This is a genomic window from Chlorobium sp. N1, from assembly GCF_004332115.1.
Taxonomy (GTDB): domain Bacteria; phylum Bacteroidota; class Chlorobiia; order Chlorobiales; family Chlorobiaceae; genus Chlorobium.
The window spans coordinates 200480-212920 of record NZ_SJPA01000003.1 but is presented as its reverse complement, the minus strand read 5'-3'; the positions used below and the strand labels follow the sequence as shown (position 1 = coordinate 212920).

Genomic DNA, 12441 nt, shown 5'->3' with positions numbered 1-12441 from the left:
TCAGGCAAGTCTTTCGTTGAGGAAGTCGTCCATGGTGTAGAACCCGGGTGCCGTCCTGTGGCGCATGGCGAGCCATGCGGCACTCTCAACAGCGCCGGAGGCGAAGCCGGAGCGGTTCTTTGCGGTATGGGAGATCACGATCTCGTCGGCTTCGGAGTCGATGTATGCCGTATGCTTGCCGAAGACGCCGCCGAGCCGGATGGCAGCCACCTGCAGTTCGTCGGGCCGGATGCGCCGGTCGTCGGAAAGCTGGCGGACGATCGTTTTCTTGCGGCTGTTGGCCTCGAGGATCCGCTCGGCGGCGGCAAGGGCCGTGCCGCTCGGGAAATCGGCCTTGGCGGTATGGTGCTGTTCCGAGAAGGCGATGTCGAACTGCTCGAAGGGCTCGATGAGGCGTGCGGCCTCGCGCACGGTGCGGAGGAAAATATTCACGCCGAGGGAGAAGTTGGCCGAGTAGAGCAGCGAGGCGCCGGCCGACTTCACTTTTTCTGCGACCGCTCCCCTGACGTCGTCCCAGCCGGTCGTCCCGGCCACGATCGGCACGCCCGAGGCGAGCATCGCGTCGAGGTTCTGGAGGAATGCGTCGCGGACGGTGAAATCGATGATGGCGTCGCTGCCCCGGAAGGATTCGGGGGTGATCAGGGCGTCCACGTCGAGGACGGAGGCGGTTTCATGGATGCCGGAGCGGCTGATGACGGCGGCAACCTGCTGGCCCATCCGTCCGTTGCCTACCAGGGTAAACTTCATAGTGTATCGTACGTGCTTGTGCGGTTGAGGCGTGACGGGCCCCGGAAACTCATTCGTCGCTCATGATCTCGAGTATACGGTCGAGGTCGTCACTGGAAAAATACTGGATGTGGATCTCGCCCTTGCCGCCCTTCTTCTCGATGATGCGGACCTTCGTGGCGAGCTTGTTGCGCAGGAGCGACTCGAGCTGGGCGACATGCGGCTCGCGCTCCGGCTTCTCTTTCCCCCCGGTGGCACCCTGCTCGCGGAACAGGCGCGCGACGAGGGCCTCGGTCTGCCGGACCGAGAGCTGGCGGGAGACCACCTGCTTCCAGACCCTCAGCTGCTGCTGTTCGTTGGGCAGGTTGATGAGGGCGCGGGCGTGCCCGAAGGAGATCTCCCGGTTGCGGATGCTGTCCTGCACCTGCAGCGGAAGCTTGAGCAGGCGGAGGAAATTGCTGACCGAAGAGCGGTTCTTGCCGACCTTCCTGGCGACCTCGTCCTGGGTCAGGCGGCACTTGGTCGTCAGGCTCCTGAGCGCCAGGGCGACTTCGATCGCGTTGAGGTCCTCGCGCTGGATGTTCTCGATAAGGGCGAGCTCGAGCTTGCTCTGGTCGGTCTTGGCCTCGATGAGGTAGGCGGGAATGAACTTGTAGCCGGCCTTCTTCACCGCCCTCAGGCGACGCTCGCCGCTGATGAGCTGGTAGCCGTCCCCGTCGCGCTGCACCGTCACCGGCTGGATGATGCCGTTTTCGAGGATGGAGTTCATCAGCTCCTCGAGGGCCGTCTCGTCGAACTCCTTTCGGGGCTGGAACGGGTTGGCGTGGATCTTCCCGACCGGAAGGCTGGCGATCACGCCCTCCACCGCCTCCGTTCCGCTCTCTTCACGGCCGGAGCGTGAGAAGCCCTCTTCGGGAATGAGCGCCTTCAGGCCTTTTCCCAGTGCGTTTTTGGCCATATCCCTCTGTTAGCTGCCGGAAGCTAGCGCTGCCGGACCTTGAATTTCTTGATGTTGCCGTCCCGCTCGAAGATCTCCCGGACGAGGTCCAGATAGTCCTTGGAGCCGATGCTCTGGGCATCGTACAGGAGGGCCGGCATGCCGTGGCTCGGAGCCTCGGAGAGCCGCACGTTCCTGCGGATGTGGGTACGGTATACCTTGTCCTTGAAAAACTTCCGCACCTCTTCGGCCACCTGCGTGGCGAGCCGGAGCCGTGCGTCGTACATGGTCACCAGCACGCCCTCGATCTCCAGCTTCGGGTTCAGGTGCTTGCGCACGATGCTGATCGTGTTGAGCAGCTTGCCGAGGCCCTCGAGCGCGTAGTACTCCGCCTGCACCGGAATGAGCACCGAGTCGGCGGCGGTGAGGGCGTTGAGGGTGATGAGCCCGAGCGAGGGAGGGCAGTCGATGATGATGTAGTCGTACTCGCCGCGGACCGTGTTGAGCACCTTCTGCATCACGTACTCGCGGTCGCGCATGTTCACCAGCTCCACCTCCATGCCGACCAGGTTCACGTTCGAGGGCAGGACGTCGAGGTACTCAAGGCTGGAGCTCATGATGGCGTCCTTGATCTCCCCGCCCTTGACCATCACCTGGTAGAAGGTGTTGTCGATCTCCTCGCCGTTGTCGATACCGAAACCCGAGGTCGCGTTGGCCTGGGGGTCGATGTCGATCAGCAGCGTCCTGAACTCGGAAATCGCAAGGGAGGCGGCAATGTTGACGGCCGTGGTCGTCTTGCCGACCCCGCCCTTCTGGTTTGCAATCGCAATGACTCGGCCCATGTAGTTCAGCAGGGGAATTTGGAGCTGTTGAAGTTCAAATCTGACATACTACATTATACTACTTGAAGATGCTTTTGCAAACTACTATTCGCTGACCATGAGGCGCCTCACGAGAGAATTTTTCACAGCCTCAACACTCGAGCTCACCGAGCGCCTCCTCGGCAAGGTGTTCGTGCGCCGCGCCGCCTCGGGAGCGCTGCTGAAAGGGCGCATCGTCGAAACCGAGGCCTACCTCGGATCGGGCGACGAGGCCTGCCACGCCTGGAGGAAGAAGACCCCGCGCAACGAGGTCATGTTCCGCGCTCCCGGGACCCTCTACGTCTACTTCACCTACGGCTGCCACCACCTCCTGAACATCGTCACCGAGCCGGAGGGGGTGGCCGGGGCGGTGCTCCTGCGGGCGATGGAGCCGCTCGAGGGCATCCCCCTCATGCAGGAGCGGCGCCGGACCGGGCGGGAGACGGAGCTGATGAACGGCCCGGCCAAGCTCGCAGCCGCCCTCCGGCTCGACTGCGGCGACAGTGGACGGGACCTTTTCGGAGATGAGTTCTGGCTGGAGGACGCCCCGCCGCCGCCGCCCTCGGCGATCGCAACGAGCAGCCGCGTCGGCATTACGCGCAGCCGCGAACTGCCATGGAGGAAATACCTTGCCGCAAGTCCCCACGTCTCGAAGGGACGCCCCTCGTGAGGGGGACAAAAAGCCGCGCCGATGTTGGAAAGTTGAAAAAAAATGTCCTTTATTAGGGGACGACCGGCAAGAGAGGATCCACCTTAAACGACGTCCGGAATGCTCGGAACCCCACTCCTTCCAGAAATCAGGGAACTGATCGAGCGCAGGAACTTCAGCGCCCTGCAGAGGATATTCAACGACTGGCTCCCGGTCGACCTTGCCGAGCTCATAAGCGACCTCCCCGAAAACGAACAGGCCATCCTTTTCCGCCTGCTTCCGAAGAACGTCGCCACCGACACGTTCGAGTACCTCGACCTCGACTCCCAGCAGAACCTTCTCGAGGCGCTCACCCAGAAGGACGTCACCCACATCCTCAACAGCATGTCGGCCGACGACCGTACGGCCCTGCTCGAGGAGCTCCCGGGCAACGTGACGCAGGAGCTGCTCCGGCTGCTCTCCTTCAAGGAGTTCAAGATCGCCAAGACCCTGCTCGCCTACGCCGAAGACAGCGTCGGCAGGCTCATGTCGCCCGACTACCTCTCCGTCAAGAAGGACTGGAACATCAACCAGGTCCTCGAATACATCCGCGTCCACGGCCACGAGAGCGAAACCCTCAACGTCATCTACGTCGTCGACGACCACGGCAAGCTGAAGGGCGAGCTGATGGCCCGCGAGCTCCTGCTCTCGAGCCCGGAGAAGAAGGTCCGCGACATCGTCTCCGAGGACAAGATCGTCACCCTGACAGCCACGCAGGACCAGACCGACGCCCTCGAGGCCTTCAAGAAATACGACACCGTCGCCCTCCCGGTGGTCGACTCGAACGGCTACCTCATCGGCATCGTCACCGTCGACGACATGCTCGACGTCGCAGAAGAGGAGGAGACCGAGGACATCCAGAAATTCGGCGGTATCGAAGCCCTCGAAGAGCCCTACATCGACCTGCCCATCCCGCAGCTCATCAAGAAGCGCGCCGTCTGGCTCGTCGTGCTCTTCATCGGCGAGATGCTGACCGCCTCGGCGATGGCCTTCTTCGAGGAGGAGCTTGCAAAAGCCATCGTGCTGGCCACCTTCATCCCGCTCATCATCTCCAGCGGCGGCAACTCCGGCGCGCAGGCCGCGACCCTCATCATCCGCTCGCTCGCCCTCGGCGAAATCACCATCCGCGACTGGTGGAACGTCATGCGACGCGAAATCATCTCCGGCATCGCCCTCGGCGGCCTGCTCGGCGTGATCGGCGTCTTCCGGGTCGTCGTCTGGTCGATGGTTTTCGGCCAGCTCACCATGCAGTGGGTGTACCTGGCGCTCACCGTCGGCATCTCGCTCGTCGGAATCGTCCTCTTCGGCACCCTTGCCGGCTCCATGCTGCCGCTGCTCCTCAAGCACTGGGGGCTCGATCCGGCGACATCCTCGGCGCCCTTCGTCGCCACGCTGGTCGACGTGACCGGCATCGTCATCTACTTCAGCGTGGCCTCGCTGCTCCTCGGGGGCATCTTGCTCTGAAACGAGGCCCAAACCCTTCCATCCGTGCAGATCCAGCGAGAAACACTCGAGTTCGACATTCTTTTCATCGGCGCGGGACCGGCCTCGCTTACGGGAGCGATCCACCTCAGCCGCCTGCTCCGCCGACACAACCCTGAAAACGGGGAAACGATCGAGCCCTCCATCGCCGTCATCGACAAGGGCCGCTACGCCGGCGCGCACCTGCTCTCCGGAGCGATCCTCGACCACCGCGCCCTCCGGGAGTTCATGGAGGACTACCTCGAACGCGGCTGTCCGGCCGGTCCCGCCGTCACACGGGAGAGCGTCTCCTACCTTACCAGGAACCGCAGGGTCCCGATTCCCGGCGTTCCCGAGGCGATGAGCAGCAAAGGCTGCACCGTCTGCTCGATCTCCCGCCTCGGCGAGTGGATGGCAGAGCTCGCCCTCGAAGAGGGAATCGAGCTGTTCGAAGGCATCGCGGCCGTCGCCCCCCTCATCGAGGAGGGCCGACTCGCCGGAGTGGTGACGGACGACAAGGGGGTAGAAAAGGACGGCACCCCCAAAGCGGCATTCGAACCGGGCCCGATCCTCAGGGCGCAGGCCGTCGTCGTGGGCGAAGGGGCCGGAGGATCCCTCACGTCCGAACTCCAGCGGACCTTCAGCCTCCTCGGCGAGGGCGCAGGCCGCGACCAGGAGACCGGCGTGAAGGAGTGCTGGAGGATCCCTCCGGGCAGGATCGCGGCCGGAGAGGTCCTCCACAGCTTCGGCCACCCCCTTCCCCGGAACCGCTACGGCGGCGGGTGGATCTATGCGACCAGCGACACGGAGCTCTCGGTGGGCTTCGTCACCTCGGTCGAGCGCCGGGCGCCGGCGGCCGACCCGCACCTCAACCTGCAGCGCTTCAAGGAGCACCCGTCGGTACGGAGCCTGCTCGAGGGCGGCACCATGCTCGAGTCCGGTGCGCGCACCATCACCTCCGGAGGGCTCGACGCCATGGGCCGGATCTCGGGGCCCGGGTTCCTGCTCGTCGGAGAGTCGGCCGGCATGCTCGACATGCGGCGCCTGAAGGGCATCCACCTGGCCATGAAGTCCGGCATGCTCGCCGCCGAAACCCTCCTCGAGGCGCTCAAAAGCGGCGACTTCTCCGCCGGACGCCTCGCCGGCTACGAAGAGCGGTTCGGCGCCTCCTGGGCCTACGAGGAGCTGCGGGCCTCCCGCAACTACCGCCAGGCGTTCGAAGGGGGGCTCTACCAGGGCCTCCTCCGGACCGGCTTCAGCCTGAAGTTTCCCGGCTCGACGCTGCTCGAGGGACTGGGGGAAGGAGCAGGAAAGGGAACCGATCCGGCCGCCCGATCCCGAAAGGAGATGGCCGAGCTGGAGAAGCAGGAGCGGGAGCACGCCCCCGACGGCCGGCTCACCTTCACGAAGTCCGACACCCTCTACCGATCAGGAACCGTGCACGAGGAGAACCAGCCCTGCCACCTCCGCATCTCGGCAGAGGACATGGCCTCGATCTGCCTCGAGCGGTGCCGGAAGGAGTACCGCAACCCCTGCACCCGGTTCTGCCCGGCAGGGGTCTATGAACTTGCCGAAGGGGGCAGCGCGCTGCGGCTGAACCCATCCAACTGCCTGCACTGCAAGACCTGCCAGGAGGCCGACCCCTACGGCGTCATCACCTGGGTCCCGCCCGAAGGCGGCGGCGGGCCCGGCTACAAACTCAGCTGACGCACGTGGAAAAGAGAAGGAAAAAAGTGCTCGTCGGCCTCTCCGGCGGGGTAGACTCCTCGGTCGCGGCATGCATGCTCGTCCGCCAGGGATTCGAGGTCACGGGCCTGCACCTCCAGCTGCACGCCGAAGGGGAGGATGCGACGCGGCCGGAACCGATGGAGATGAGGATATCGGATCGCAAGGAGTTCGATATTCCCGTCTACCGGTTCAACCTCTCCGGTCGGTTCCGCCGTGAGGTCGAGGACTATTTCCGGGAGGAGTACCTCGCTGCGCATACCCCGAACCCCTGCATGCTCTGCAACAAGACCGTCAAGTGGGCCGGCCTGCTCGAGGCGGCCCGACTGCTCGATGCCGAACTCGTCTCGACCGGACACTACGCCCGCACCGCATTCAGGGAGGGCCGCCACCGGCTTCTTGCGGGCCTCGACCCGAAAAAGGACCAGAGCTACTTCCTCTGGATGCTTTCGGAGGAGGAGATCGCCAGGACCCTGTTTCCGCTCGGGGAGCATACCAAACAGGAGGTCCGCGAACTCGCCCGAAGCTTCGGCGTCACCGCTGCCGAGAAAAAGGAGAGCCAGGAGATCTGCTTCATCCCCGGCGACGACTACCGCAGCTGGCTTGCAGCCTCGGTACCCGGGCTCCGGGAGCGGCTCGAGGGAGGAGGGATCCTCGACCCTTCGGGCAAGCTGATCGGCAGCCACCACGGCTACCCGTTCTACACCGTCGGCCAGCGCCGCGGGCTCGGCACCGCCACCGGGGAGCCCGTCTACGTCACCTCGATCGACCCGGAGACCAACACGCTCCATACCGGCCCCAGAAGCGCGCTCCTCTCCACAACCCTCCGGGTCGGCCGGCTGAACTGGATCGCCTTCGACCCGCCCGCCGCGCCTTTCGAGGCAACGGCCAGGATCCGCTACCGCGACACCGCCGCCCCCTGCACCCTCACCCCCAAGGAGGGAGGGGAGATCGAGGTCGTCTTCGCCGAGCCCAAAAGCGCCCTCACCCCTGGCCAGGCCGCCGTCTTCTACCGCGGAGAGGAGGTGCTCGGCGGCGGCATCATCACCGATGCCGGGCCCGCCGCCGGAAAAGAATCGTAACCGCAACCCAGCAACCCCCTATCGCCATGCTCCAGCGTAAACAACGCTCGCTCACCACCCTCGAGCTCGACCCAGAGGGCCCCGAACCCGCTCCGCTCGTCATCATGCTGCACGGCTACGGCAGCAACGAAAAGGACCTCATCCAGCTGGCCCCCGAGCTCCCGCCCGAGTGCCGCTACGTCAGCGCGAGAGCTCCGGTGCCGCTCGACATGGAGATGTACGGATGGTTCCCGATCGAGTTCACCGCGGAGGGGATCACGGTCGACTACGAGGCCGCCGGACGGGCGCTCGAGCAGTTCATCGCCTTCACCGGGGAATTGATCGAAACATTCAGCCCGAAAGGAGGAAAGGTCTATCTCATGGGGTTCAGCCAGGGGGCGGTGATGAGCTATCTCACCGCATTCACCCGTCCGGACCTGCTGCACGGGGTCGTCGCCCTCTCGGGCCAGCTCCCCGAATCGCGCCTGCCGGAAGAGCGGGGCCCCGAAGGACTCGGAGAACTCCCATTCCTCGTCCTGCACGGGCTCTACGACGACGTGCTGCCGATCGAAAAAGGGCGTGCGGCCGAGCGCTGGCTCGAGGGAAGGGTCCGGAGCCTCACCTACCACGAGTACCCCGTAGCCCACCAGATCTCCGAGGAGGGGGTCGAAGAGATCCGCCGGTGGCTCCGAAATGAGACTTCGGCTAGAAGCTGAAGGAGAGCGCCATGCCGTACTCGGAGGAGTTGTTCCGGGGCTCGACGAACCCGACGCTCGAGGCTCAGCCGGTCGAGCCCCCGGAAGAAATCGGTCTTTCGGTAGGAGCATGAGGCCGAAACGCCCTAGAGCAGCCCGGACTCCTTCATCACGCCGGATTCTTCATAGGAGAACCAGGAGATCCGCGGACCGACGTCCAGACTGAAGCCCTCGCCGAGCGGGGCGGCCCGGGCGAAACCGGGCAGAAACATCGAAAACACGAGGGAAAGGAGAACGGGAAGAGGGGAGGGAAAATGTCGCATGGGGATCACGGTTCCGGGGTTCATCAAAAGCCGGAGCATCGTTCAATATACAGACAATTCCCTCCACCCTCCACCCCCCGGAACGGGGAATTGCCCCGTTAATCCTTATATTCCCCTTTTTCAAAACCGGACCCGGGACACCACACAATGAAGTCAACACCTAGAGAGCTCCTCAGGGAGCGCATCCTCGTTCTCGACGGCGCCATGGGCACCATGATCCAGCGTCACAAGCTCACCGAGGAGGACTACCGCGGAGAGCGGTTCAGGGAGCACAGCCACCCGCTCCTCGGCAACAACGACATCCTCGTGCTGACCCGGCCGGACATCATCCACCAGATCCACTGCGACTTCCTCGAGGCGGGTTCCGACATCATCGAGACCAACACCTTCAACGCCAACCCGATCTCGCAGGGCGATTACGGCACCGAAGGGCTGATCCGGGAACTCAACCTGGAGGCCGCGAAACTGGCCCGCAAGGCGGCCGACAGCTACACCGCCAGAAACTCCTCGAAACCCCGGTTCGTGGCCGGCTCGATCGGCCCGACGAACAAGACCCTCTCGCTCTCCCCCGACGTCAACAACCCCGGCTACCGGGCCGTCACCTTCCGCGAGGTGGTCGACAACTACCTCCTGCAGCTCGAAGGGCTGATGGACGGCGGAGTCGACCTCCTGCTCGTCGAGACCGTCTTCGACACCCTCAACTGCAAGGCCGCGCTCTTCGCGATCGAAGAGCACTTCGGAAGCACCGGCAAACGCGTCCCCGTCATGGTGTCCGGCACCGTCGTCGACCAGAGCGGCCGCACCCTTTCCGGCCAGACCACCGAGGCGTTCTGGATCTCCATCTCCCACATGCCGGACCTGCTCTCGGTCGGCCTGAACTGCGCGCTCGGCTCGAAGCAGATGCGCCCGTTCATCGAGGCACTCTCCTCGGTGGCCGAAAGCTTCGTCAGCGTCTATCCGAACGCCGGCCTGCCGAACGAGTTCGGCGAGTACGACGACTCTCCCGACTACATGGCCGAGCAGATCAGGGATTTCGCCGCATCGGGCTTCGTCAACATCGTCGGCGGCTGCTGCGGCACCACGCCGGAGCACATCAGAGCCATCGCGGAAGCGGTCTCCACGCTCCCGCCGAGAAAGAAGCCCGAAGCGAAGCACGAGCTCGAGCTCTCGGGCCTCGAACCGCTCAGGGTCAACGCCACGACCGGCTTCATCAACGTCGGTGAGCGGACCAACGTCACCGGCTCGAAGAAGTTCGCGCGCCTCATCCGCGAGGGCAGCTACGACGAAGCCCTCTCCATCGCCCGCCAGCAGGTGGAGAACGGCGCACAGGTGATCGACGTCAACGTCGACGAGGGCATGCTCGACAGCGAGAAGGTGATGGTGGAGTTCCTGAACCTCATCGCCTCCGAACCCGAAATCGCCAAGGTGCCGGTGATGATCGACAGCTCGAAATGGTCGGTCATCGAACACGGCCTCCAGTGCGTCCAGGGCAAGGGCATCGTCAACTCGATCAGCCTCAAGGAAGGCGAGGGGCTCTTCCGGGAACGCGCCCGGAAAATCCTCGAATACGGTGCGGCCGCCGTCGTCATGGCCTTCGACGAGGCCGGACAGGCCGACAGCCTCCAGCGGCGCATCGAGATCTGCAGCCGGGCCTACCGCATCCTCACCGAGGAGGTCGGGTTCCCGCCGGAAGACATCATCTTCGACCCCAACGTGCTTACCGTCGCCACCGGCATCGAGGAGCACGACAGCTACGCCCTCGACTTCATCGAATCGGTCCGCTGGATCAAGGAGAACCTCCCCCACGCAAAAGTCTCCGGCGGCATCAGCAACGTCTCTTTCTCCTTCCGCGGCAACGAGCCGGTGCGCGAAGCGATGCATGCCGCATTCCTCTACCACGCCATCCGGGCCGGGCTCGACATGGGCATCGTCAACGCCGGGCAGCTGGCCATCTACGAAGAGATCGAGCCGGAACTGCTCGTGCGCGTCGAAGACGTGCTCCTGAACCGCCGGGCGGACGCCACCGAGCGGCTCGTCAGCTTCGCCGAAACCATCCGCGAAGGTGAGGGGAAAACCGAGGCGAAAGCCGCAGAATGGCGCTCGCTTCCGGTCGAGGAGCGGCTTCGCCACGCCCTCGTCAAGGGCATCGTCGAGTATATCGACCTGGATACCGAAGAGGCCCGCAAGCGCTACGAGAGCCCGTTGCAGGTGATCGAAGGCCCCCTCATGGACGGCATGAACGCCATCGGCGACCTCTTCGCCGAGGGGAAGATGTTCCTGCCGCAGGTGGTCAAGAGCGCCCGCGTCATGAAGCGTTCGGTGGCCTGGCTCATCCCGTTCATCGAAGAGGAGAAGAAACAGCAGAAGGATAGCAGGGCGGCGGCCAAGATCCTGCTTGCCACCGTAAAGGGCGACGTGCACGACATCGGCAAGAACATCGTCTCCGTCGTCCTCTCCTGCAACAACTACGAGGTGGTCGACATCGGCGTCATGATGCCCTGCGAGAAGATCCTCGAAGCCGCCGAGCGCGAAAAGGCCGACATCATCGGCCTGAGCGGACTCATCACCCCCTCGCTCGACGAGATGGTGCACGTGGCCTCGGAAATGGAGCGCCGCGGCATGAAGATCCCGCTCATCCTCGGCGGAGCCACCACATCAAAGATCCACACCGCAGTCAAGATCGCCCCTGTCTACTCGGGTCCCGTCGTCCAGGTGCTCGACGCCTCGCGCAGCGTCCCGGTCGCCGGCAGTCTCCTCAACCCCCAGCTGAAGGACCAGTACGTCGCCACGCTGAAGGCCGAGCAGGAGGCGATGCGGCGGAGCCACGCCGAACGCACTTCCGCGAAGCGCTACCTCTCGCTCGAAGAAGCGCGGAGGAACCGGCCGGAGTTCAACTACGCCGACTCGCTCCCTCCGGCCCCCCGAAAGCCCGGTGTCACGGTACTCGAAAACGTGACGGCAGCATCACTCCGCCCCTACATCGACTGGACCCCGTTCTTCCGCACCTGGGAGCTGCACGGCCGCTACCCGGAGATCCTCCAGGACCCGAAAGTCGGGGAGGAGGCCCGCAAGCTCTTCAGCGACGCGGAGGAGATGCTCGAAAAGATCGAGCGCGAAGGGCTGCTCGGCATCCGCGGCGTCGCGGGGCTCTTCCCGGCAAACAGCACGGGCGACGACATCGAAGTCTACGCCGACGAGACGCGCACGTCCATCCTGGCCACCATCCATACCCTCCGTCAGCAGCAGGAGAAGGCTCCGGGGGAAAAGAACCTCGCGCTTGCCGACTACGTCGCCCCGAAAGAGAGCGGGCAGAAGGACCATGTGGGCGGGTTCGCCGTCACGACCGGACTCGGCATCAAGACCCTCTTGGAGGGCTACCGGGCAGAGCACGACGACTACAGCGCCATCCTCCTCCAGGCCATCGCCGACCGGCTTGCCGAAGCCTTCGCCGAGATGCTGCACGAAAAGGTGCGCCGCGAGCTCTGGGGATACGCCCCCGGCGAAATCCTCGGAAGCGAGCAGCTCATCGAGGAGCGGTACCAGGGCATCCGCCCTGCTCCCGGCTACCCGGCATGCCCGGACCACAGCGAAAAGGCGGAGATCTTCACCCTGCTCAACGCCGAGGCCAACACCGGCATCACCCTCACCGAAACCTTCGCGATGGATCCGGCCGCCTCGGTAAGCGGGCTCTACTTCGCCAGCCCCGAAGCCAGGTACTTCGTACTCGGCAAGATCGGCCGCGACCAGGTGGAGGACTATGCGGAACGCAAGGCAATGACGGCAGGAGAAGCGGAGAAGTGGCTCGCTCCGGCGCTCAATTACGATGCCTGAAGAGAGCTGCGGCATCCAACGAAAAAGGGGCGGTTTCGACACCGCCCCTTTTTCGTTACTCCTCCCCTCTGCCCCCGTACCGCAGGCGACACACCGCCCGGCTTGAAAGAAGGCAATGGCAGAGGCCGTTCTTT

The 12441-nt window shown here is 64.5% G+C and carries 10 protein-coding genes; 6 read left to right on the top strand and 4 right to left on the bottom strand.

The window, feature by feature from the left end:
- Genes dapB through E0L29_RS06355 form a run of 3 tightly spaced genes read right to left on the bottom strand, consistent with a single transcriptional unit; the run spans position 1 to position 2505 of the window.
- On the bottom strand, positions 1-747 hold the full coding sequence (gene dapB / locus E0L29_RS06365) for a 4-hydroxy-tetrahydrodipicolinate reductase (protein WP_131356475.1): 747 nt from the start codon (positions 745-747) through the stop codon (positions 1-3).
- Between the two features lie 49 nt (positions 748-796).
- Positions 797-1684 (bottom strand): ParB/RepB/Spo0J family partition protein, encoded by an 888-nt coding sequence (locus E0L29_RS06360; RefSeq protein ID WP_131356472.1) that lies wholly within the window; start codon positions 1682-1684, stop codon positions 797-799.
- 23 nt (positions 1685-1707) lie between these two features.
- A complete protein-coding gene (locus E0L29_RS06355; RefSeq protein ID WP_131356469.1) occupies positions 1708-2505 on the bottom strand; it encodes an AAA family ATPase in 798 nt (265 codons plus the stop codon).
- Between the two features lie 97 nt (positions 2506-2602).
- Between E0L29_RS06355 and E0L29_RS06350 the strand changes: the two genes are divergently transcribed.
- The 5 genes from E0L29_RS06350 to E0L29_RS06330 all read left to right on the top strand — a co-directional run bounded on the left by E0L29_RS06350 (position 2603) and on the right by E0L29_RS06330 (position 8174).
- A complete protein-coding gene (locus E0L29_RS06350) occupies positions 2603-3193 on the top strand; it encodes a DNA-3-methyladenine glycosylase (protein ID WP_131356466.1) in 591 nt (196 codons plus the stop codon).
- Positions 3194-3292: 99 nt separating this feature from the next.
- Entirely contained in the window at positions 3293-4675 is a 1383-nt protein-coding gene (mgtE, locus tag E0L29_RS06345) for a magnesium transporter (RefSeq protein WP_131356464.1), read from the top strand.
- 24 nt (positions 4676-4699) lie between these two features.
- Positions 4700-6379 (top strand): electron-transfer flavoprotein:ubiquinone oxidoreductase, encoded by a 1680-nt coding sequence (locus E0L29_RS06340; protein WP_131356461.1) that lies wholly within the window; start codon positions 4700-4702, stop codon positions 6377-6379.
- A gap of 5 nt (positions 6380-6384) precedes the next feature.
- Positions 6385-7479, top strand: coding sequence for a tRNA 2-thiouridine(34) synthase MnmA (mnmA, locus tag E0L29_RS06335; protein ID WP_131356458.1), 1095 nt, complete (start codon positions 6385-6387; stop codon positions 7477-7479).
- 26 nt (positions 7480-7505) lie between these two features.
- Entirely contained in the window at positions 7506-8174 is a 669-nt protein-coding gene (locus E0L29_RS06330; RefSeq protein WP_131356455.1) for a phospholipase, read from the top strand.
- A gap of 125 nt (positions 8175-8299) precedes the next feature.
- On the opposite strand, the gene E0L29_RS06325 is transcribed toward E0L29_RS06330, so the two are convergent.
- Positions 8300-8476 carry a hypothetical protein gene (locus E0L29_RS06325; protein WP_165498837.1) on the bottom strand — a complete coding sequence of 59 codons (177 nt, stop codon included), beginning with the start codon at positions 8474-8476 and terminating at the stop codon, positions 8300-8302.
- A 147-nt stretch (positions 8477-8623) separates the two neighbouring features.
- Between E0L29_RS06325 and metH the strand changes: the two genes are divergently transcribed.
- On the top strand, positions 8624-12307 hold the full coding sequence (gene metH, locus E0L29_RS06320) for a methionine synthase (protein WP_131356449.1): 3684 nt from the start codon (positions 8624-8626) through the stop codon (positions 12305-12307).
- The last annotated feature ends 134 nt before the right edge of the window (positions 12308-12441 follow it).

What these genes read in the sequence shown, in the direction of transcription:
- dapB (WP_131356475.1), bottom strand. Translation starts at nt 747, where the DNA reads ATGAAGTTTACCCTGGTAGGCAACGGACGGATGGGCCAGCAGGTTGCC.
- E0L29_RS06360 (WP_131356472.1), bottom strand. Translation starts at nt 1,684, where the DNA reads ATGGCCAAAAACGCACTGGGAAAAGGCCTGAAGGCGCTCATTCCCGAA.
- E0L29_RS06355 (WP_131356469.1), bottom strand. Translation starts at nt 2,505, where the DNA reads ATGGGCCGAGTCATTGCGATTGCAAACCAGAAGGGCGGGGTCGGCAAG.
- E0L29_RS06350 (WP_131356466.1), top strand. Translation starts at nt 2,603, where the DNA reads ATGAGGCGCCTCACGAGAGAATTTTTCACAGCCTCAACACTCGAGCTC.
- mgtE (WP_131356464.1), top strand. Translation starts at nt 3,293, where the DNA reads ATGCTCGGAACCCCACTCCTTCCAGAAATCAGGGAACTGATCGAGCGC.
- E0L29_RS06330 (WP_131356455.1), top strand. Translation starts at nt 7,506, where the DNA reads ATGCTCCAGCGTAAACAACGCTCGCTCACCACCCTCGAGCTCGACCCA.
- E0L29_RS06325 (WP_165498837.1), bottom strand. Translation starts at nt 8,476, where the DNA reads ATGCGACATTTTCCCTCCCCTCTTCCCGTTCTCCTTTCCCTCGTGTTT.
- metH (WP_131356449.1), top strand. Translation starts at nt 8,624, where the DNA reads ATGAAGTCAACACCTAGAGAGCTCCTCAGGGAGCGCATCCTCGTTCTC.